Genomic DNA, 21,786 nt, shown 5'->3' with positions numbered 1-21,786 from the left:
AAAGGGCCTTTGCCCCGCAGTGTTGTGTCTATCAGTGTGGTCGCGCGTTTAACTTATTCAACTGTTAACCGGGATCTAATCAGACATGTATCGTTACCAACCGGGTAAGCCCGCGCACGTGGGCAGGACTCATTATCGCACCGCTATTGGCGGATTACTGCTTGCCTTCAGCAGCATCGGGCATACCGCACTCACTATCGAACAGGCTCAGCATCTGGCTGTTACTTCAGATTTCGGCATCAAGAAAGTGATGCATTCAGCGGAGGCTATGAAGTCAGAGGCGGTTGCGGGTAGTCAGTTGCCGGACCCAGTGTTAATTCTGGGCGCTCAGAACCTGCCCACGGATTCATTCAAATTTGATCAAGAACCTATGACCCAGCTCAAGGTCGGGATCCGCCAGATGTTTCCAAAGGGAGACAGCCTTTCCCTGACAGAAAGCAAAATGACATGGCAGGCGGAAGCGCTGCAAGACAATGCCAAGGTGCGGTATCTGCAGGTAAGCAAGATGGTGCGGGATCTCTGGCTTGAGGTTATGTACTGGCAACAGGCGCAGTCAGTGTTGGAGCAGGACCGGGAGTTGTTTGGACAGTTGCTGGAAGTGACCCACTCGTTATACAGCGTCGGCCGGATTCAGCAAACCGATGTGCTCAGAGCCGAACTGGAACTCAGTCGGTTGGACGAAAAACTGATCAAGGCAAAAACCTCGGAGCAAAAGCAGCGGGCGATGTTGGCCCGATGGGTGGGGGAACAGGCGCAAGTAGAAACCTGGCCGCTTCAGGTTCCGCAATTGACCATGCCGGCAACCGTAACCAGTATTTATCGACAGAATGCGACGCACCCGGCAATGAAAGATCTGGCCAGGGCATTGAAAACCCACCCCATAGTCGTGTCGATGGAGAGTCAGGTAGAGGAAGCCGGCGTTGATGTCGAACTGGCCAAGACCCAGTACGATCCGTCCTGGGGAGTGGAGCTGAGTTACGGCTACCGGGACGGGCAAAATCAGAACGGCAGTGATCGAAGCGATTTCTTCAGTGCGGTTGTTACGGTCTCTATGCCGATCTTCAGCAGCGTTAAGCAGGATAAGGGCGTACAGAGCTCCAATTATCGCTACAAGTCCCGCTCTTATGCGGTGGATGATCAAATCACCCAGATGACCGGAGAAGTGGCGGGTCTGATCGCGAGGCTGAAACAGATCGACGATCAATTAGACCTGTTCGACAGAGAGATTATCCGCAAATCCAGCCAGCAGGCTGAAGCCGCACTGGCCGCCTATCAATCAGATGCTTCGGGATTCGGTGAGGTGATGCGCGCTTATCTTGGCGAACAAAAAGATCGGCTTGATTATCAGCGACTCCTGATTGACCGCCTGCAGCTGATTTCTGAATTTCAATTTTATTTTCCCGAACAACTGCCTGAATTAACCGGCATACACTTAACCGACATACTCTTTACCGACCTACAGGGAGACCCTCTCAAATGAAAGCGCTGGGTATATTGATATTGGTTGCAGCTGCCTTTGGCGGTGGTGTGATGGTTCAGGGATATCTCGCCGGGCAGGGCATGAGCTTAGCTGGATCTTCCATGTCTGCGTCTGACTCTTCTGCGGAGGGCGGCAGCACGGAGCCTCTTTATTGGGTGGCTCCTATGGATCCGAATTATCGTCGCGATAAGCCCGGTAAGTCCCCCATGGGGATGGACCTGGTGCCCGTCTACGAAGAAGACGGTCAGGGCGGTGACGAAGGTACGGTCAAGATTTCTCCGGTGGTGGTGAACAATCTTGGAGTACGCACGGCAGAAGTGCAGAAAGGTTCGCTCTCGTTACCTATTCAGACGGTTGGATATGTGGCATTTGATGAAGGCAAGCTGGTTCATATTCATGGCCGTGTCGACGGCTGGATCGAAGTATTGAATGTCACCAGTGAAGGCGACCCGGTCAGCCGTGGGCAGACACTCTATGAGCTTTATTCTCCAACCCTGGTCAATGCCCAGGAAGAATATCTCGCTGCGGTTCGCAGCAAAAACAATCTGCTGAAACAGGCTTCCCGTTCCAGGCTCGAATCTCTGGGATTATCCTCTGCCCAGATTAATGCGCTGGAGAAGCGGGGCCGGGTAGAACAGCGTATCAAAGTGGTGGCAGAGACGGACGGTGTGGTCAGCAAATTGAATGTTCGTCAGGGAATGTTCGTGAAGCCGGCAACGGAAATCATGTCAATCGGAGAGCTGGACAGCGTCTGGGTGATTGCCGAGGTATTTGAGCGGCAGTCAAACTGGGTCAAACCTGGGCAGCGAGTGGTCATGGAAGCTTCGGCTATTCCCGGAAAGAACTGGGAAGGCGTCGTTGACTATCTATACCCGGTATTGGACAGCAAAACCAGAACCCTGAGGGTCCGGGTGCGATTTGATAATCCCGAGCAAAGCCTTAAGCCGAATATGTTTGCTGACTTGACCATCTATGCCGAGGTTGCAGAACAGGCAATCAGCATTCCCCGGGAAGCTCTGATCCGAGGGGCTCGTTACGACCGGGTAGTCGTCGAAAACGGCGACGGCAGCTTCAAATCTGTGCTGGTTTCTCCCGGCCAGGAAGCCGATGGAAGAGTTGAGATACTGGAAGGGCTGTCCGCCGGCGATCAGGTGGTCACTTCAGCGCAGTTTCTGATTGACTCCGAGTCCAATATCGACGCGGATATCGCCCGTATGGAAGCACGGGAAGCCGGAGACGACAATGCGGCGACTGAAGGCAATTCAGTGATTGCCACAGGGAAGGTTGAGAGTGTCATGGCCGATATGGCAATGATTACAGTTACCCATGACCCCATCGAAGCCTGGAGCTGGCCCACCATGAAGATGGATTTCGATGTGGCACAGGGCGTCTCGCTGGATGGCCTGAAAGCCGGTCAATCGATTGAATTTGAGCTCTCCAAGCAAGGCGATTGGGAATACCTGATTACGGCAATCAAGGGGCAGGAGGTTAGCCAGGCCGCTATGTCGAATAACGAGATGACCCAGGTGGCCATGAATTCAATGACTGCCGACCCGCTCACCGGAGGCGTCATGGCTACCGGTGAGATCAAAGGCCTGATGCCTGACATGGACATGATCGAAGTCAGGCACGACCCCATTCCCGAGTGGCAGTGGCCTGCCATGACCATGTCCTTCATGGTGAAAGACTCAAGTGTTTTAAATCAGCTGAAAGCGGGGGACAAGATCCGCTTCAAACTCAGGGAAACAGAGGACGGTGACTACGTTCTGTCTGATCCTGAGAGCCGGCAATAACCGAATCGACATCAACGTGGATAACCGCCAGGAAATTTAGAAAACAAAAAGGCTGCAAGCCCACAGCACGGCAAGTTATCAAACGTTATGAGTGTACAAAAAGCAACCAAAGTTATTAATAGGAGAAATCACATGTTGAAGAGCAAGTTCATGCAATCGTTCAAACCTTTTTCTGTCGCTCTGGTTCTGGGAAGCGCGTTGGCAACCGGCGTTGCATACGCTGATTCCACCCATGGTCAGGGTGAACACATGATGGAAAACGGCGAGATGATGAAAGACAGCCATATGAATAACGGCATGGGCAAAAGCGAGCACCGTGAAGTCATGGGTATGGGGCAGATCAATAAAATCCATGCGGAAAAACACATGGTGAATATCAGTCATGAGCCTATCGAAGAACTCAAGTGGCCAAAAATGAGAATGAATTTCAAGACTGACGAAGGTGTGGATCTTTCCGCACTTAAACTGGGTCAGAAGGTCATGTTTACTTTGATGGTTGACGGCGACAACAACTATCTGATCAAAGAGATCAAAACTGCCGAATAAGGCCGTTGAGGAGAGGGACCCGGCGGTGGCACATCCTGTGTCGCTGCCGGGTCCATGCTCCTGCAGACAAGCAAGTAATGTTTAATATTTCCACAGGTTAGGGATTCCGATGATAGCTGCGATAATTCGCTGGTCGATATTGAATCGTTTCTTTGTGCTTCTGGCGACATTCATTTTACTCGGGGGGGGATATTTTACTCTTCGTAATACTCCCATTGATGCCATACCTGACCTGTCGGATGTTCAGGTCATTATCAAAACCTCTTATCCGGGGCAGGCCCCTCAAGTGGTGGAAGATCAGGTGACCTATCCCCTGACCACCGCCATGTTATCTGTGCCGGGTGCCACCACTGTCAGGGGATATTCCTTTTTTGGTGATTCCTATGTGTATGTGATTTTTAAAGACGGTACGGATCTGTATTGGGCCAGATCCCGGGTATTGGAGTACTTGAGTCAGGTGGCGGGAACACTTCCGGCCTCCGCCAAGGCTCAGCTCGGGCCGGATGCCACCGGCGTCGGCTGGGTATATGCCTATGCCCTCACAGACAAGAGTGGTCAACACGATCTGGCGCAATTACGCAGCATTCAGGATTGGTTCCTGAAATTTGAACTGCAGACGGTTCCCGGCGTGTCTGAAGTCGCTACCATCGGTGGCATGGTCCGGCAATATCAGGTGGTCGTGGACCCCAACCGTCTTCGTGCCTTCGGTATTCCAGTGAGCCATATTCGTATGGCAATACAAAGAGCCAATCAGGAATCCGGCGCTTCGGTCATAGAAATGGCGGAAGCCGAATATATGGTCCGAGTGACGGGCTATCTTCAGTCCATGGAAGACCTTCAGAAGGTTCCTCTGGGACTCAATCAAAACGGCACTCCCATTTTGCTTCGGGATGTGGCCGATGTGCGTCTGGGACCACAAATGCGCCGGGGCGTGGCTGAATTTAACGGTGAAGGCGAAGTCGTCGGTGGCGTTGTGGTCATGCGGTTTGGCGAGAATGCCCAAAAAACCATTGCCGGCGTGAAGCAGAAACTGGATGAGCTGAAGAAAGGGCTGCCAGAAGCCGTTGATATAGTAACGACCTATGACCGGTCCTCGCTGATCGAGCGGGCAGTACATAATCTCTACGAAAAGCTGATCGAAGAGTTTGTGGTAGTGACCCTTATCTGTGTGCTTTTCCTCTTTCATATACGCTCATCACTGGTGGTGGTATTCAGTCTTCCTCTGGGCATTCTCGCCGCTTTCATTGTCATGTATCAGCAAGGGCTGAATGCCAACATCATGTCCCTGGGAGGAATTGCGATCGCCATAGGCGCTATGGTGGACGGCGCGATCGTCATGATCGAAAACGTTCATAAACATATGGAACGTACTGAGCTGACAGATCAGAACCGCTGGCACGTGATTGGTCAGGCTGCCAGTGAGGTCGGGCCGCCGCTGTTCTTTTCATTGCTGATCATCACCATGAGCTTTTTACCGGTATTCACCCTGGAGGCACAGGAAGGCAAGTTGTTTGCCCCGCTTGCGTTCACAAAGACCTATGCCATGGCCGCAGCGGCTGGATTGTCGATCACTCTGGTGCCGGTCCTGATGGGGTATTTCATTCGGGGCAGAGTCATGCCCGAACACAAGAATCCCTTAAACCGCTTCTTAACGGCTCTATACCGCCCGGTAATTAAAACCGTTCTGACCACTCCGAAAACCATACTGCTGGTTGCAGGCGTGGTGATGGTTTTGGGACTGTGGCCCGCCACTAAACTGGGCAGTGAGTTCATGCCGCCGCTGGATGAAGGGGATCTGATGTACATGCCTACCACCTATGCGGGAATTTCCATTGGTAAGGCTCGTGAGATCCTGCAACAGACCGACAAGTTGATTGCGACGGTTCCGGAAGTGGTGTCCGTGTTCGGTAAAATCGGACGGGCGGATACTGCCACGGACCCGGCGCCTCTCACCATGATAGAAACCTTTATCCAGTTAAAACCCAAAGAACAATGGCGGCCGGGTATCACCACGGATGATTTGCGAAAAGAACTGGATCAACTGGTGAAATTTCCAGGCCTGACCAACGCTTGGGTCATGCCGATCAAGACCCGTATCGACATGTTGTCCACCGGGATCAAGACCCCGGTAGGCATTAAAGTGGCCGGTCCCAGCCTGCAGGAAATCGAAAAAATCGGGAAACGCCTGGAGGCCGTGTTGCCGCAGGTGCAGGGTACGGCATCGGTTTATTCTGAGAGGGTTGCCGGCGGACGCTATGTGAAAGTCGATATTGATCGGGAGCAGTCAGCACGTTTTGGGCTGAATATTGCCGATGTGCAGGACATTGTCCGCACCGCTATCGGTGGTATGAATGTCGCCGAAACAGTGGAAGGGTTGGAACGCTATCCTGTGAATCTTCGTTATCCACAGCACTACCGTGATTCTGCAGAGCAGCTGAAGCTGTTGCCGGTTGTGACGCCTTCCGGTGAGAGAATCGCTTTGAGCGATGTGGCCAGGATCTATATCAGTGACGGCCCTCCCGCCATCAAATCCGAAAACGCGCGCCTAAACGGTTGGACTCTGGTGGACATCGATGGCCGGGATCTGGGTTCTTATGTAGAGGAAGCGCAACGAGTTGTGGCAGAGCAGGTTGAGCTGCCACCGGGCTACTCCATCGCCTGGTCCGGACAGTACGAATACATGGTGCGGGCCAAAGAACGTCTGGCCCTGGTGGTTCCGTTGACCATTGCCATCATTGTTGTGCTGCTTTACCTGAATTTCAGGCGCTTCGGGGATGTGCTGATCATCATGGGGACGCTGCCTTTTGCCATTATCGGTGGACTCTGGTTGATGTACTGGATGGGCTACAACATGTCGGTAGCCGCTGGAGTCGGCTTTATCGCTCTGGCCGGTGTCGCTGTGGAGATCGGTGTTCTGATGCTGGTGTATCTGAATCAAGCCTACGAAAAGGCCAAAGCGGAAGCTACCCATAAAGGGCATGCAGTCACCGAAGCGGATCTGCGTCAGGCGGTGATGGAAGGTGCCGGTCTACGTGTCCGCCCGATCATGATGACAGTGTGTGCGATCGTCATTGGCCTGATCCCGATTATGTACGGCACGGGAACAGGTTCGGAAGTGATGCAGCGTATCGCCGGGCCGATGATCGGGGGAATGGTGAGTACCGTGATACTGACGCTGTTGGTTATTCCGGCCATCTACTTCGTCTCCAGAAGGTTCTCTCTGAGTACTCAAAAAGGCTTTTCCCTGGCAGGTAACAAGAATATTCCCCGCAGCGAAAAACAAGAAATGAAAACACAGGAGTCAGGAATATGAGTTTTATTCGAGTCACCTTGCTGGTTCCGTTGGACAAGGAACAGGCATTAGAAGAGGCCATAAAGCAGATTGAGCTCGCTGCAATGGTGGTCGTCAAGGTCAGGGGATATGGCGATCATCCCAATTTCTACTCAACCAACTGGACCACGGAAAGCGCCATGTTTGAGCTGTATCTCGCCAAGGACTACATGGAGCAGCTAAAGAAGAAGATTAGATCGGTCTGCAATGTCGATGGTGATAACGAGGGCATTATGATCGTCTCCGATGTTTCTGAGATGTTAGCAATTAAGAATATTTGAGAGTTAAAAAACTAGATATAACAATACTATATACATAATACTTAAAGGAGTTTCTTAATGAAGAGTACACTGGTTTCAATTCTTGTTGGTTCTTCTCTGGCAACCAGCCTGACACTGGTTGCCAGCATGAATGCAGCGGCGAGTTCAGACCATCAGGAATCCCACCAGCATCAGGAGAATGTTGTGGCGGTAGAGGATAGCTCCGCCCAGGGGCACGGCGAACACCATCATGGAGGCCATATGGACACTTTGGCCGGAAAGCCTGGGATCCGGGGGGAAGTTGATAAAACCATCGAAGTCACGGCTGACGATACGATGATTTTCTATCTCGACCAGCCGTTGCAGGTAAAGGACGGTGAAACCATTAAATTTGTGGTGACGAACAATGGACATGTTGAACATGAATTTGCCATTGGCACCAAAGATGAACATGTGGAACACGGTGCAATGATGATGCAGAACCCTGGCATGGTGCATGCCGCCGGAGGTAATGCCATTACATTAAAACCCGGTGAAACCAAAGAGTTAATCTGGACATTTGAAGAAGCCTGGCAGGTTCAGGTGGCTTGCAACATCCCAGGCCATTACGAGGCTGGAATGCACAAACTGGTTTCCTTCGTGGAATAATCTGTCAGTACGGCGAAAACGAGTGGATATGCAAAAACCAATAGGGTATTGCCTTGATTTGGCGATAAAATGAACAGGCGTCCCCGAAAGAGGAGTCTGTCATGCTCGATATCAACCCTGAAATCATTCGCAGACTTATTCAACTCGCCCAGGAATTTCATGCCAAGGAAGGCGTCGTATTTCCCGATGATACCCCCGATTCCTCCGACGATTGGGCCATGCAGGTATTGGCGGACCATAGCGGTGACCAGAGTGTCAGGGAGTTTCAGTCCATCATCAGCGATCTTGATCCCGACCAGCAGCAGGAAGTGGTGGCTCTCATGTGGCTCGGAAGAAATGATTTCGACCTGGAGGAGTGGAAACAGGCACTCACCGAAGCAGAGGAAAACTGGTCAGGAAATACTGCGGAGTACCTACTGGCACATCCAATGTTGGCTGACCATCTTAGCGAAGGTCTCTATATTCATGGCTATGATGGTGACTGACATGGCTATGATCGTGACTGACTGGCAGGTTCGCTAAGCCGTTAGAGAAAAGTGATACGGAATCGCTTTAACAGGCGTTTGGTTAGCGCTGCGGGCAAAAAAATTGATTTATGTTATTTATTCGAAGAAAACCGGAGATTTCGGTTGATCTGTAACACCCAATTGCTTTATTAATGTGTCCCACGGAATTGAATCGTTAGAAGAAGGCACTTAAAGGCTGATTCGGAATTGTTTGTCGCATACTTGGAATGCGATAGCGATTGTGGTCGCTTTCATGCCTGAGCGTACGAAACTTCTAAAATGGATAAAGAGGAACAAGATGGACTTTCCCATGGATAGAATTCTCACCACTTCACTTCTCATCAATACACCCAAACCAGGTTCAACGAAACCTGAAATGTCCCCCCACGAATTCCGTCCCTAAGTAGCCACTTCATAGGGGCTAGCACGCTATTTGGGCTATCACGATATTTAAACTATCGCGTTACTCGTCCCGCTAGATCTGCTCTTCAATGAAAGAACAGGTGATCGTCGGGTCTAGAGAAACGAATATTTGAATAATCAGGGGAGGAATTTTCAGCAGCATCTTTTTGCAACATTTATTCGCTATAACAAACACCCATTTCAATCTAAATCGACATAAACAGCTTAATTACAAAGGATGTCATAAGATGTTTACCCGACCGCCACTTCGCGTGGCCCGCCAATTGAGTTTCCAATTTCCAAGTCATTCAACCAGGGGACTGATGAGACAAGTCATCGCTCTGTTTGCGCTTACGCTTCTTGCACTTTCCGCACAGGCAGAAGAAGAATTCCCCGGACGACGCCAGTATCCGGCTGTGGAATACATTGAGCTCCAAGACTTCTATCAGAAGTTGAATGAGGAAAAGATTGTGGCCGTAGATGTCCGGACGGACTACGAGTACAACACGCTGCATATCAAAGGTGCCGTTAATATCTCTCTGACATCGGATACCTTCATCGATGATATGAAGATTCTTCAGGGAATGCATAAAGACAAAAAACTGGCGCTGTACTGCAACGGTAAGACCTGTCTCAAATCATACAAAGCCGCCTCCAAATGCAGGAAATATCATATCAATGACATCGTCGTATACGATGCCGGTGTTTTTGATTTTGCCAAGGCCTATCCCAACGACACCTACCTGTTTGGTGAGGTGTTGGGTGATCCGTCGCGTTTGATCGGAAAAGACAAATTACTGTCCCACTCCATCTCCATTCCGGAATTCGAAGAAAAGATCCTGCAGACAAACGGCATCGTTCTGGATGTTAGGGATAAACAACAGCGGGATGGCATTTCTATTTTTTATATGCGGGAAAGACGGGCATCACTCGATCGGCCCGATTTGATTGATCGCTACATCAGTCAGGCCAAAAAACGCGGAGTTCCCTTGCTCATTTATGATCAAGCGGGTAAGCAGGTCAGGTGGCTGCAGTATTACCTGGAAAAACAACAGGTACCTTCATATTTCTTCATGGCCGGGGGAATCGACGAGTATTTCAAGACATTGTAAATGACGCTGAGCCAGAGGATGAGGCAAGTCGTATATACCTTTTGGCTCTATGTATATTCAAAGTTTCCGGTTGTTAAAAACATCCTTGAAAAAGGAAATAAAAAAAGAGAGGAACTACCATGACGAACGATAAAAAAGAAAGAGGGCTATATGAACTTTATGCAGAAGATCCGGAACGCGCGGATTATCTTGTGTTTGGAAGACGGGCGAATCCAAACAGAAGGGGATTTTTAAAAGGTGCCGGCCTGGGAGCGATGGGAGCGATGCTGGGAATGGCAATACCTTTCCATCGTAATTTCCCCTCCGGTCTGATCCCGGCGGCCATGGCTGAAGAAACAGAACTGGGTCTGTTTGCCGGTAAGGATGGTCTGACGCTCCTGAATGATCGCCCGGTCAATGCGGAAACACCTCCTCATCTTCTTGATGATGCTGTCACTCCAACCAGCCGTCATTTCGTTCGTAACAATGGCGTGGTTCCTGAAATCGCCTATACCAAAGATGTATCGGACTGGAAATTAACCATTGATGGTGAGGTGAATAACGTCCTGCAGTTCACGTTGGATGAACTTAAGAGCAAGTTCAAACCCGTGACCCTGAAGTTACAGGTGGAATGCGGCGGCAATGGTCGAGCAGCCTTTAATCCACCGGCCAAAGGCAATCAATGGACAGTTGGAGCCATAGGGAATTCCGAGTGGACAGGGGTGCGTTACAAGGATCTTCTGGAAGCCGCCGGGGTGAAACCATCCGCGATATATACTGCCCATTACAGTATGGACGGTCACTTGTCCGGTGATCCGAATAAACTGCCAATTTCCCGCGGTGTTCCCATTTCCAAGGCGATGGATCCTCATTCGATTATCGCTTACGCCATGAACGGTGAAGATCTCCCTGCATTGCACGGATTCCCGGTCAGAACCATCTGTCCCGGCTGGCCTGGTTCCACTTCGCAAAAGTGGTTGCAACGGATTCAGCTGCGTGATGTCGTGCACGACGGCCCCAAAATGACCGGTTCCTCCTATCGGGTGCCGAAGTTCCCTGTAGCTCCGGGAACCCATGTGGAGAATGAGGACTACAAAATCATTGAGTCCATGCCGGTGAAGTCTCTGATCACCACGCCACAGACCAACCAGACCATCAAAACCAGAACGTTGAAAGTTCACGGTCATGCGTGGGCAGGAGATAACGTGGTTAAACGGATGGATATCTCCTACGACTTCGGCGTCACCTGGATTCAAGCCGATCTGAAAGCGCCACCCAATCCATATTCCTGGCAGGAGTGGTATGCGGAAGTTACCTTCCCAACCAAGGGATATTATGAAATTTGGGCAAGGGCGACTGATGATAAAGGCAATATGCAGCCGTTTGCCGTCAACTGGAATCCGAAAGGCTACCTGAACAATAGCATGCACCGTATTGCCGTGATGGTTGATGCCTGATTCCTGAAATCGGAGCATTCTTAGTATCGACGAGGTGGCTGGAAGAATCACCACTTCGTCGATTTGTCGTTCATAGTTTTGTCATACATAAAAGTAAAAAGAGGTGGGCGCATGAGAACTGCAATACGCCGTATTCTGGTATTTCTAGCACCTGTTGTACTCAGCAGCACCGTCAACGCGGAAGAAAGTCCGTTTGGCGCAGACTGGCCACCTGGCCCCGGCTCGATGGAAGCAGGCGGCCTATGCAGCGCCTGTCACTCCCTGGCGTTGGTAAAACAACAAGGCTTAACCCGCGAAAGCTGGAACGAAACCCTGACCTGGATGCAGGAAGAGCAGGGCATGCCTGAACTCGACCCGGCGATGAGAGAGCTAATACTGGATTATCTTTCCAAGAACTTTAATCCGGAGTCTCATCAGCAGCGTTCCGCTGCGCCCTGAGGGTGCATTCTAAGATCCATTTCCCTTCTTTGAAGCTTCCTGACTAGCCGGGTACTTGCTTGACTGCTTAATTGAGCAATGTCTGCATTGCGGTATGCAGCTACTATATTTTTATGCAAGTTGAGTGGATGAGGATGAGTTCACTTTATCCTCTTCTATTCATAGGCAACTTATGTTCAATTCGGTATCGGAAGTCACGGTAAAAGGAATGACCAATTACAATGGAATCTAAAGAACTTTCAGAACGGATGAGAGCAGCGGTATCTTACAGTTGGAGAGTATTCTCAAGGAAAGTGGGAAACGGCTTGATTCCTATTAACAAAGAAGCATCAATGCAGCTCCAATATGCGCATATACTTCAACAATTGTTGCCCTTCATAACGTTTCACGAAAACGAGAAGTTTGAAATCGAGTTAGAAAGCAATGGGATAATAAACGGCCGAAGTAGAGAAATAGACCTAACATTTAGCGGTAAAGGAAACGGCCATGAATACCATAAGATAGCAATTGAGATGAAATGCTACCGCACATTGTCAGCATCTAATGGCAATAGAGGAGCAACCGACATTTTTATGAAGGACGTATATGAAGATTTTTACCTTCTCGAGCAGTATGTATCATGTGGGATTGCTCAAGAGGGCGTTTCTCTCGTAATGAATGAATTGTCTCGGTTAGTGCAACCAAAAAATAAAAAAGCAAAGTGTTGGGATTACGATATTTCAAATGGAGCTGTTTTTGGCCCTATAACCCTAAACACGCCAATCGGCGGAAAAACAATCGATATAAGACTCGGCATGACTTATGTACTAAATTGGGTGAAACACGGAGAATTTTGGTTTTTAGAAACGCAAGGTGTTCAAGTGTAGCAAGGCTGCAAAGTTCCGTAGCTTACTTATATTCAAGGACTATTGATGAAAATAAAAAGTATATTGCCGGGAAAATCAGGTCCAAAGTTTCTCATCAGATACAACTAATTCAGCAAAGCATTAACAATGTCAAAGCACTGGAAAGAAACGTCACCTTTTCCATCACATAAGCTGCCAATAGGAGCCTTACAGGGGTTGCCTAAGTTAGAAGGAAAGGTGAGGGAGATCTACTTTATAGAGGTCTGTGATTTCAACTTTGAGTTTTACTCTGTAGCTCAAATAGAGGCTGCTTCAGAGTGGTTCGAGTCCAAAGTACACAAGTCTACCCGAATAGAAAGAAGAGCCCTTATTGAAGGCTGAGCATGATGTTGTCCAGCGATGGCATGAGAGGCTACCTGCACACATTAAAAAAGGTAGTAAAAGAGAGCGGGTCGTCAAAGCGCTTAACAGCGCATTAGCTGCCTTCGGTCAACAAGATTAGGAAAATACCCCTCTTACATGAGGGGCATTTTCCAATCGCACCTAGCGACTAACAGCTTAGTAAACTACTAATCCGTACCCCTCAGCCCCAATATACAGCTCACTATCGCTAATAAAAGCAGAATTGGCTTGGCCAATGGTATTGAGGGTAATCGCCGGAGTTAGAGTAGTGGGATCGGTGATATCAAGCACCACCAGGCCATTGTTTTGATCGGGTAGATACGCAAAGCTGCCATTAACGACGATATCTTGGGCGTAGCTGTTGTCGTTATAACTGCCAACAAGTTCTGGGGCAGAGGGCTCAGCGATATCGATTACTAACAATCCCTTGTTTCCATCTGCCATGTAAGCGTAATCGCCACTTAGGAAAATGCTGTAGGCATTACCAGATGTGTCGTAGCCGCCCGTCTCGGTGGGAGTGGTTGGATCACTTATATCAATCACCACCAAGCCATTTGTTCCATCTGCTACGTATGCATAGTTGCCCTTAGTAGCAACGCCATAGGCGTAACCAGTCGTATCGTAACTTCCTACGGGGCTTGGAGCCGTCGGGTCACTGATATCGAGGATCTGTAAGCCCTTGTTGTAGTCTGCTACATAGGCATAGTTGCCGCTCACTGCAATACCACGAGCAACTCCAGAAGTGTCGTAACTGCCGGCTAGACTAGGAGAGTACGGATTAGTAATATCGATGACAGCAAGACCTCTACTGAAATCAGCTACATAAGCATAGTTATCCCTAATGCCAACTCCAAGAGCGTAGCCGGTAGTTTTGTAATTGGCTACCTTAGTGGGCGCACCGGGGTTGCTAACGTCAACTATCTGAAGGCCGTTCTCACCATCAGTTACATAAGCATAGTTACCACTGGTGACAACATCTGTGGGATCACCTATCGTCTCGTATATGCCAGTTTGCAAAAGAGCACTTGGTTCGCTTATATCTACAACCGCAAAGCCACCATTGAAGTCTGCCACGTAGGCATAGTTACCACCAATAGCAACACCAAAAGCATTACTTGTAGTGTCGTAGCTGCTCTCTTCTGTGGGTGCCGTAGGATTACTGATATCAAGCGCAACTAAGCCATTTAATCCATCCGCTACGTATGCATAGTTGCCATTAGTCGCAACGTCATATGCGTAACCAGTTGTATCGTAAGTTCCTGCGGGACTTGGAGTCGTTGGGTCACTGATATCGAGGATTAGTAAGCCCTTGTTGTAGTCTGCTACATAGGCATAGTTGCCACTGACGGCGATACCGTGGGCGGAGCCTTCTGTGTCATAACTTCCGATAGCGATAGGTGCGGTGGGGTTGCTGATATCGACCACCACCAAGCCCATATTGTAGTCCGCTATATATGCATAGTTGCCATTGACTACTACTTTCTGAGAGATGCCTGAAGTGTCGTAGCTACCAGCGAGGGTGGGTTCTGAGGGATTGCTGATATCAATCACTTTCAAGCCTTCAAGCCGATCTGCCACATAGGCATAGTTACCATTGATTGTAACGCCGTAAGACTCTCCTGATGTGTTATAGCTGCCTACCTCAATGGGGTTGGTTGGGTCAGTTATGTCAACTATTACTAAACCGTTAGAATAGTCAGCGACATAGGCATAGCTACCACTAATAGCAACGTCATGTGCAGTGCCTGCGGTATCGAAGAAAGCTGTCTTAGCTGGCACAGATGGGTTGGATATGTCCATGACTTGCAGTCCGCCTTTTACAGCAAGATATGCGTAGTTCCCTTGTAGCGCCACCTGTAAGGGTTGTCCGATGCCATAGCTGCCAATAGGTGAATCGCTAAAGCAAGCGATATCGACATTGTCCACATTGTCCGCAGCAGTACCTTCTGAACTGCCAATTACACAGGTTTGGTCAGCCGGTTGATTCAATGTGCTAACGCGGTAAATATCGCCTTTAGACACTTCAGTACTAAATTTGAACTCCCCATTGGTGGTCAGCTCAAGATCGTCGCCATCATTGTTCTGTAACACCAAGGTGCCGTTTAACCCGTGAACATTGCCTCCAACGCTATATGTGGGGGATGACGAACTGTCATTGTTATCACCACCACTACTTCCGCCGCCTCCTCCTCCACAAGCAGTTAGGTACAAAGTGGCGAATATCGGAATAGTCAAACGTGTAAAATTGGAAGCAGGCAATCCCGTCATTTACATCTCCTTTCATACATCGGAATAACAGAGCTAACATATAGTCAGGTAGACGGGCCAGCCTATAGGGTGGGGTGATAAAGTACAACTTTTGATATGGCTATTTGAGAGATCAAGCATAAACAGGGTAGAAAAACATATTATCAGCTTAAAGCCACGATATTTCCGCTGCGGGACAGTAATGAAATATCTGTTAAGGAGAGGCTGAATGTTAAGAAATATTCTTTGGGCCAGTTCAGGTGTCTGTTAAACCCCAACTCGATCTAATCGGAGTTAACAAAATGCATATCTCAATTCTAACGTTCCAAGGCTTTAACGAACTCGATTCACTCGTTGCGCTCGGAATTCTCAACCGGATCAAGAAGCCGGATTGGAAGGTTACTCTCTGTTGCCCAGAAAGCACCGTTACCTCAATGAACGGGGTGACTGTACATGCTCAGTCAAGTTTGTCGGAAGCAGCTTCTGCTGATGCAGTGATTATTGGAAGCGGTATCAAGACACGCGAAATCGTCAATGATCCGACGATTATGTCTGCTCTGAACTTGGATCCCAAGCGACAGCTGATTGGAGCGCAATGCTCCGGTGCACTTGTGCTTGCGAAACTGGGACTGCTTGCCAATATTCCGGCATGTACCGATCTGACAACCAAGCCTTGGGTGCAGGAGGCAGGTGTTGAAGTCTTGAGCCAGCCCTTTTATGCATCTGGAAACATTGCCACTGCCGGCGGCTGTTTTGCATCACAATATCTGGCCACGTGGATAATTGCTCGTATGGAAGGCGAAGACGCTGCTAGAGACGCATTACATTATGTGGCACCAGTCGGCGAGAAGGATGAATATGTTTCCAGAGCAATAGAGAATATTCGGCCTTATATTAGGGGAGGTTTACAGAACCAGAGTTTGAAATAGAGGTGTATGGAAATACACCTCTACAGCCACACTGTCAGGACCATTGCTGTCCCAGTGAATCCAGATTGGCGCGCCCCAAGTCTTCCGGCGTCATGGCAATGCGGAATTGCACATTGGCGTTGAATGTCAAAAACCAGGGTTCTGCTAGGGCTGGAATATCGGATGGGTCGTTTACCTCAACAATCAGAATGCCACCCCTGTGACCATCCTCTTCCACAAAATAGACAGATTCAGGCTGATTTGCTTCCAGAATACTCCGTATTTTTTGGCCAGCTGAACCATCCCGAACCGCAGAATTGAAAGGTTCCAATGGAAATTGAACTTTCATTAGCATACGCATATCAGACCTCCGGGTAGTTGGTGGAGTTGCTTATTTAGTGTACACCCAAAGTTCTGGAGCTGATGGTTAATTCGGGAACATTTTTTCTATCGCATAAATTGGTAGTTCTTTTCGACCTCCATTTCTCAAGGTCAAAGAATGAAGCGATCCACCTAGACAATATTATCTAATCTTTTACCCCTATAGATTGATACAAGAGGATCTCTTATGGTTTCGGCTGATCAGTCATCAATAGGAGGTGCCACTATGGCCCATAAAGACACAGATATCAAAAATAGGGCGGTGAAACAGCCAGAAGCATTAACTGTCCATGAACTGGAAGAAATAAAGGTGGCAATGTGCAAGGCGAGAAAGGTACAAGAAACTCAGGGAGGTAGGAAAGTTAAAGGATTTAATGGTCATGGCAGTTAGACTTTTTTACGGAAAAGACATAGAACTTCAGCGACATGTTCCGGCCGTAAAAAAAGTTATTGATGCTTTTGAGTACTACGTAAATACTGGGGATCCTGGCAGGATGTTTGGCAAAGACGTTCTCACTATGCGTCCGAGACTCGCCTGGGAAGAAAAGGTGAAGCATGTTCATCTGCTTGATGAAAAACGATTCAAAATTGAGAAGTTGCATCTGAGAATACAGGATAGAAGAACCAGTGATTCATTTTTACTGTATTGTCCCGGCTACTTAAATCCAGACTATTATATGCTACTTACTATTGTATGGGATAATGGTCACGACTTTCTCAGAACAGATGAAAAGTCTCTTCAAAAATACGCTGAAGAAGCATTTGAATTTAGGATGAAGTGGTAATGTCACGTGAACCCAAAAAAGTCCAATGGACCCGTGCAGAGACTCCGAAAAAAGCAGGCCGCTATGTTGTAGCTATTGAACACGAATGTGGATTGGGTGCCTACGACTTCAGTTATTGGAGTCCTCTAGATGGGTGGGAAATTAAGGATCAATCTGGCAAGATCGTTGCCTTTATAGATTTTGACGACGTCGCTGAGCTGCTTCCTTATGCATGGGAAGACGAAGCATAGACCCAATACTCAGCCTCTTTTATTCGAATCCTTGAATGCTGAAACTGCAGTTTCGAAGACCCTGAAAGTCGGATTTAAGAAGGATAAGCGGCCCTCAAATTGAAGGCCGCGTAAATGATTACATAACGCTATTTTTCGATTTATCAGAAGTGGCATCAATATCCCCACCATTAATTAAGCAGTTTTAATCCATCACAACAAGAAATTCCTCATCACCGGTATCTTCAATAACACTGTTGATAATGGCGACAAACTCGGCGTACTGCTTGTCAGTCAGTACGGGCTTCAGCAAGGCAAAAGTTTCCCGATATAGTGCTAATACCTCTTGCCAGTCCCAAGACTTTAGAGCGAAAAATGCGTCACGCTGCTTTTCCATAATGGCGGAATAGGCCGATGCCTGTTCGCTGTTTAGCGTCAGTTGTTCAATAATGTCCTGGTCGATTTCAGCGTAGGTTTCCTGGGCTTTTGTGATGCCCGCTGTGGTACCCACTAGCATGATGACAAAAAAGATAAGTATGAACTTCTTCATAATACTTCTCCAAGCTGAAGTGAACTCATGCTTTAAGTCTGAATAGGCGCTGTGAAAAACCTGTGAAAAATTCGGAAAGAGTTAAGATTTGCATGGATAGAGGGAAAATGTTGTCGAAAATCGGTCCTAAGTAGAGCAAGAGTAGCGGAAGGGGGTAACCTTAAGTCCCTCTTAATACACGATGGGCTAAACTAAATGCAGTTTCTCCAGAACAGTTTTAAATCATGCAGGTATTAATCGTCGAGGATAACGCCGAACTGGCGGCATCAATTGCTGAGTTTCTTGAGCTTCAGGGAGCCCAATGCGACTTCGCTTATAACGGCGCGTCTGGCCTGAAGATGGCGACGGAACTCAAATTTGACGTTATTCTCCTGGATATGATGTTGCCGAAAATGGATGGCATTAATGTCTGCCAGGAAATGCGCCTTAGGGGATGTACCTTGCCGGTACTGATGCTGACAGCGATCGATACAGAAACCGATCAACTGGCCGGATTTCGGGCAGGAGTTGACGATTATGTAGTAAAACCCTGTCCGATGCCGTTGCTTTGGGCGCGTCTTGAGGCTTTATATCGGCGTACCCGAAAAACATCGTCGCTGCTAAAGGTCGGTCCACTGGAACTGGACCGGGGAACCTGCCGGGTGGTTCGAAGCGGAAAGGAAATCAGCCTCACCCCGACGGAATGGAAAATCCTGGAGTTTCTTATGTTGCAGAGCCCGAACATCGTTTCCCGTATAGATATCGAGGATTATATCTGGCCTGATCAGGACTCGGATCCGGGAAAGCTCAACGTGCACCTTCACGGACTGCGAAAAGCCGTGGACAAGCCTTTTGATTATCCGTTAATCCTGACCAGGACGGGGTTGGGATTAAGCATCGAAGATACCTCTGGAAAATAATGGCCGAAGTTAGAGTTAAAAGCCTTTCCGAGCAGCTGCGCTGGCAGTTGATTGTGATTGGGCTGGCACTGTTTGTCGTTTTTTCAGCATTACTGACGTTCTATTCTTTCCAATCGATGGAAAATGCCGGAGACAGTTGGATCAGGATGGAAGCCAGATCACTCATCAAGCAACTGGAGCTCAACAGTCAAACACCTCTCCCCGATAGTCGCACGATGCAGGCTTATCGATCGTGGCAGGAAATTCCCGAGTCATTAAGGCGCCACTTCGATCAGGAGAACCTGGTCAGCGGTGAGGTGTATGAAGTGTCCATTGAGGATCGTCCCGGCAAGGAGGAAATCCTGTTTTTGCTGTACCACAATGCCCCTTCCGTAGGAGAGCTGTATATCCTGAGTCAGTATGACGCAGATCTCATCGATGGGCTGTTAGAAGATATTTCAACGACCGTTATCAAGCAGTCACTGATGCTGACCGGCGGGATGATGCTGATACTGTTCGTCTTGGTATTCTGGCTTTTAAAAAGGACCAGTGAACCCATGCGACTGTTGAGTCAGTGGGCTGAAAAACTGCGTCAGGAGGAGCATGCGGACCGTGTGAGCTTTCCAATCGCCGAGCTGAATACGCTGGCCGGTCAACTGAGGGAAGGGGTCGATAAAATCACTGAATATAACCGGCGGGAGCAGCAATTTTTGAAGCATGCGAGTCACGAATTGCGCACGCCTCTGGCGACCATTCAGGCTTGTCTTGATACCCTGAATTTCCAGATCAAGGGGCCGGAAACAAAAACCATAGACAGGGCATTGAAAGCCAGTATGGACATGAGCCGACTGACGACAGCGCTACTTTGGCTCGCCAGAGACTCTGATAGGCCTATTGCCCGAGAGCCTTTTGAGATAGAGAGCTTTACCGTTCGGATGGTGAATGAGCATCAGCACCTCATTGTTGGTCGACAGCTTCATATTGATTATCAGGTTCACTGCGAAGAGTTGAATATTGAGAAAGACCTGTTTGCAATCGTGTTCGCCAATTTACTCAGAAATGCCTGTCAGCACAGTTCTACAGGCACGATTTTCCTTCAGATCTATGCGGATCATTTGACTATTTCCAACCCTGTCAGCCAGGAAGTCTCTCAGGAGAGCTATGCAGATTACTCTTCCGAAACCGGCTTTGGACTCGGGTTGCAGCTGGTGGAAAGAATCTGTCGCAAACTGGGCTGGGAGTTTCGCTACCAAAGGGCGCCTCATCAGGTGACAGCCTCCATTTTCTGGCGTACTTGAGAAGGCTCAAGTTAGATCTTAAGACTGCCTTAACGTCACTTTTATTAATGTATGGGCACTAAACTGCTCATGCGTAAGTGACGAACTGATGATTAAGAAACTCCGCAATAGTATCTACCTGATAACCTCTCTCCTGGTGTTTTTCTGCGTCCTGACATACCTGGACGAACTGGAAAGCCAAGCCGTCATTCCCAAGTCATCTTTTTCACCGGAGCACCCAACAGTAACAGTGTTGGAGGTCAGTTCCGGCAGCTATCAGACAGAAATTGAAGTCTTCGGAGAAGTTGAGCCTCGTTGGGCGGTCACTTTGAAATCACAGGCGAGTGGCGAGGTGATGAAGATCTCTCCCAATGTTTCACCCGGTGTTGAGGTTAGGGAAGGCCAGCCGTTAATGGCAATCGAAGCCAGTCGTTATGAGTCTGCCGTAGCCAATGCCGAGTTGGCATTGGACAACGCCAAAGTAGGTCTGCGTCAGGCTGAAGTCAAAACTGAACTGGCCCATAGCGATTGGAATAACTCCGGAATGACCGGAGAGCCGTCAGATCTTGCCCTGTTCAAACCTCAACTTTCTGTAGCTCAAAGCGAAGTGCGCTTTGCGGAAAAGCAGTTGCAGTCTGCATTAAAGACATTGGGTTACACGAAGGTCCTGGCGCCGTTTAACGGTATTGTGACGGAACGCCATGTGGGCCTCGGACAATCGGTCTCAGAAGGAGATGCGCTGTTTACGTTGCTCGATAACCAACATCTTGAGCTGCAGGTTTCCCTGGATGTGGGTCAATGGAAAAAGCTCGACCCACAATGGCAAGGAGCCGTAGTGCCTTTGCGAAACATGTCTGGCGAGTCGATTGGTAGCGCCACGATCAGGCAAGGGGGCTCCTATCTGGATAGCGATACCCGCCAGTTTAAATTGTTTCTGGAGGTACTAAAAAATCAGGAAAGCGAAGTACTTCCGGGAGAGTTCGTCAAAGTGGTCCTGCCGGGTAAGACTTTCGAAAATACAATGTTGATCCCCGAAAGTGCTATGACCAGAGAAGGGATGGTCTGGTATCTCGATGAAGAAAACCGGCTCCGCTCCTATTTGGTCGATGATGCTGTGTCAAAAGACGGCAAGCTGATAGTTTCTGTTCCGCCGGTAGATTCGTCAAAAAGTCCGTTACGGGTTCCCTCAATGAGTTCGCCTGAAAGATCCGCGAGTCAACGAGCATGGCGTATTGCGACAGTGCCGCTGGCATCCTTCCTGCCGGGAATGCAGGTTTCCCCGATGATGGAAACCGGGCAGAACACCGCTGCCAACATCGATGATTCGTCCGATTTCGATGGAGGAAGCTGAG

At 48.8% G+C, this 21,786-nt stretch carries 21 protein-coding genes; 18 read left to right on the top strand and 3 right to left on the bottom strand.

What is annotated here, in order from left to right:
• The first annotated feature begins 85 nt into the window (after positions 1 to 85).
• The 11 genes from BTA51_RS29505 (at position 86) to BTA51_RS29455 (ending at position 12,818) form a co-directional block, all read left to right on the top strand.
• Positions 86 to 1,480, top strand: coding sequence for a TolC family protein (locus BTA51_RS29505; protein ID WP_094712591.1), 1,395 nt, complete (start codon positions 86 to 88; stop codon positions 1,478 to 1,480).
• Positions 1,477 to 3,273: an efflux RND transporter periplasmic adaptor subunit gene (locus BTA51_RS29500; protein ID WP_094712590.1), complete on the top strand. Its 1,797-nt coding sequence runs from the start codon at positions 1,477 to 1,479 to the stop codon at positions 3,271 to 3,273. Before BTA51_RS29505 ends, BTA51_RS29500 begins: the two co-directional genes overlap by 4 nt.
• 132 nt (positions 3,274 to 3,405) lie before the next feature.
• Complete coding sequence (locus BTA51_RS29495) at positions 3,406 to 3,819, top strand: copper-binding protein (protein ID WP_168188343.1); 414 nt, start codon at positions 3,406 to 3,408, stop codon at positions 3,817 to 3,819.
• A gap of 109 nt (positions 3,820 to 3,928) precedes the next feature.
• Positions 3,929 to 7,132, top strand: a complete 3,204-nt coding sequence (locus BTA51_RS29490; protein WP_246841240.1) for an efflux RND transporter permease subunit — start codon at positions 3,929 to 3,931, stop codon at positions 7,130 to 7,132.
• The gene (locus BTA51_RS29485; protein ID WP_094712588.1) at positions 7,129 to 7,431 is read left to right on the top strand and encodes a P-II family nitrogen regulator; all 303 of its coding nucleotides are present in this window, start codon (positions 7,129 to 7,131) and stop codon (positions 7,429 to 7,431) included. Before BTA51_RS29490 ends, BTA51_RS29485 begins: the two co-directional genes overlap by 4 nt.
• 57 nt (positions 7,432 to 7,488) lie before the next feature.
• On the top strand, positions 7,489 to 8,058 hold the full coding sequence (locus tag BTA51_RS29480) for a plastocyanin/azurin family copper-binding protein (RefSeq protein WP_094712587.1): 570 nt from the start codon (positions 7,489 to 7,491) through the stop codon (positions 8,056 to 8,058).
• A gap of 101 nt (positions 8,059 to 8,159) precedes the next feature.
• Positions 8,160 to 8,543 carry a DUF3775 domain-containing protein gene (locus BTA51_RS29475; protein WP_094712586.1) on the top strand — a complete coding sequence of 128 codons (384 nt, stop codon included), beginning with the start codon at positions 8,160 to 8,162 and terminating at the stop codon, positions 8,541 to 8,543.
• A 746-nt stretch (positions 8,544 to 9,289) separates the two neighbouring features.
• Positions 9,290 to 10,078, top strand: coding sequence for a rhodanese-like domain-containing protein (locus BTA51_RS29470; RefSeq protein WP_094712621.1), 789 nt, complete (start codon positions 9,290 to 9,292; stop codon positions 10,076 to 10,078).
• 119 nt (positions 10,079 to 10,197) lie between these two features.
• Positions 10,198 to 11,514: a molybdopterin-dependent oxidoreductase gene (locus BTA51_RS29465; RefSeq protein WP_094712585.1), complete on the top strand. Its 1,317-nt coding sequence runs from the start codon at positions 10,198 to 10,200 to the stop codon at positions 11,512 to 11,514.
• Between the two features lie 111 nt (positions 11,515 to 11,625).
• The gene (locus BTA51_RS29460; RefSeq protein ID WP_094712584.1) at positions 11,626 to 11,952 is read left to right on the top strand and encodes a hypothetical protein; all 327 of its coding nucleotides are present in this window, start codon (positions 11,626 to 11,628) and stop codon (positions 11,950 to 11,952) included.
• A gap of 221 nt (positions 11,953 to 12,173) precedes the next feature.
• Positions 12,174 to 12,818 carry a hypothetical protein gene (locus tag BTA51_RS29455; protein ID WP_094712583.1) on the top strand — a complete coding sequence of 215 codons (645 nt, stop codon included), beginning with the start codon at positions 12,174 to 12,176 and terminating at the stop codon, positions 12,816 to 12,818.
• Positions 12,819 to 13,355: 537 nt separating this feature from the next.
• Here the strand turns inward: BTA51_RS29455 and BTA51_RS29445 are convergent.
• Positions 13,356 to 15,467 carry an LVIVD repeat-containing protein gene (locus tag BTA51_RS29445; protein ID WP_094712581.1) on the bottom strand — a complete coding sequence of 704 codons (2,112 nt, stop codon included), beginning with the start codon at positions 15,465 to 15,467 and terminating at the stop codon, positions 13,356 to 13,358.
• Between the two features lie 281 nt (positions 15,468 to 15,748).
• Between BTA51_RS29445 and BTA51_RS29440 the strand changes: the two genes are divergently transcribed.
• Positions 15,749 to 16,375 carry a DJ-1/PfpI family protein gene (locus BTA51_RS29440; RefSeq protein ID WP_094712580.1) on the top strand — a complete coding sequence of 209 codons (627 nt, stop codon included), beginning with the start codon at positions 15,749 to 15,751 and terminating at the stop codon, positions 16,373 to 16,375.
• Between the two features lie 34 nt (positions 16,376 to 16,409).
• Here BTA51_RS29440 and BTA51_RS29435 read toward each other — a convergent pair whose 3' ends face one another.
• Positions 16,410 to 16,715: a panthothenate synthetase gene (locus BTA51_RS29435; RefSeq protein ID WP_094712579.1), complete on the bottom strand. Its 306-nt coding sequence runs from the start codon at positions 16,713 to 16,715 to the stop codon at positions 16,410 to 16,412.
• Positions 16,716 to 16,961: 246 nt separating this feature from the next.
• Here BTA51_RS29435 and BTA51_RS30405 point away from each other — a divergent pair, with 246 nt between their 5' ends.
• The 3 genes from BTA51_RS30405 to BTA51_RS29420 are packed head-to-tail and all read left to right on the top strand — an operon-like array spanning position 16,962 to position 17,750.
• Entirely contained in the window at positions 16,962 to 17,126 is a 165-nt protein-coding gene (locus tag BTA51_RS30405; RefSeq protein ID WP_168188342.1) for a hypothetical protein, read from the top strand.
• Entirely contained in the window at positions 17,116 to 17,520 is a 405-nt protein-coding gene (locus tag BTA51_RS29425) for a type II toxin-antitoxin system YafO family toxin (RefSeq protein WP_168188341.1), read from the top strand. The genes BTA51_RS30405 and BTA51_RS29425 overlap by 11 nt, the downstream gene beginning before the upstream one ends.
• Complete coding sequence (locus tag BTA51_RS29420) at positions 17,520 to 17,750, top strand: hypothetical protein (RefSeq protein WP_094712576.1); 231 nt, start codon at positions 17,520 to 17,522, stop codon at positions 17,748 to 17,750. The genes BTA51_RS29425 and BTA51_RS29420 overlap by 1 nt, the downstream gene beginning before the upstream one ends.
• Before the next feature lie 184 nt (positions 17,751 to 17,934).
• On the opposite strand, the gene BTA51_RS29415 is transcribed toward BTA51_RS29420, so the two are convergent.
• Positions 17,935 to 18,279: a hypothetical protein gene (locus BTA51_RS29415; protein WP_094712575.1), complete on the bottom strand. Its 345-nt coding sequence runs from the start codon at positions 18,277 to 18,279 to the stop codon at positions 17,935 to 17,937.
• Between the two features lie 224 nt (positions 18,280 to 18,503).
• On the opposite strand from BTA51_RS29415, the gene BTA51_RS29410 reads away from it, so the two are divergent.
• From BTA51_RS29410 to BTA51_RS29400, 3 genes are all read left to right on the top strand, one after another.
• Positions 18,504 to 19,178 carry a response regulator transcription factor gene (locus BTA51_RS29410; protein WP_094712574.1) on the top strand — a complete coding sequence of 225 codons (675 nt, stop codon included), beginning with the start codon at positions 18,504 to 18,506 and terminating at the stop codon, positions 19,176 to 19,178.
• Complete coding sequence (locus BTA51_RS29405; protein ID WP_094712573.1) at positions 19,178 to 20,455, top strand: HAMP domain-containing sensor histidine kinase; 1,278 nt, start codon at positions 19,178 to 19,180, stop codon at positions 20,453 to 20,455. The genes BTA51_RS29410 and BTA51_RS29405 overlap by 1 nt, the downstream gene beginning before the upstream one ends.
• 88 nt (positions 20,456 to 20,543) lie before the next feature.
• Positions 20,544 to 21,785: an efflux RND transporter periplasmic adaptor subunit gene (locus tag BTA51_RS29400; RefSeq protein WP_094712572.1), complete on the top strand. Its 1,242-nt coding sequence runs from the start codon at positions 20,544 to 20,546 to the stop codon at positions 21,783 to 21,785.
• Position 21,786: the final 1 nt, after the last annotated feature.

The organism is Hahella sp. CCB-MM4, from assembly GCF_002260525.1.
In the GTDB taxonomy this organism is placed as follows: Bacteria; Pseudomonadota; Gammaproteobacteria; order Pseudomonadales; family Oleiphilaceae; genus Hahella.
The sequence above is the reverse complement of the archived record's forward strand: the minus strand, read 5'-3'. Positions and strand labels throughout refer to the sequence as shown.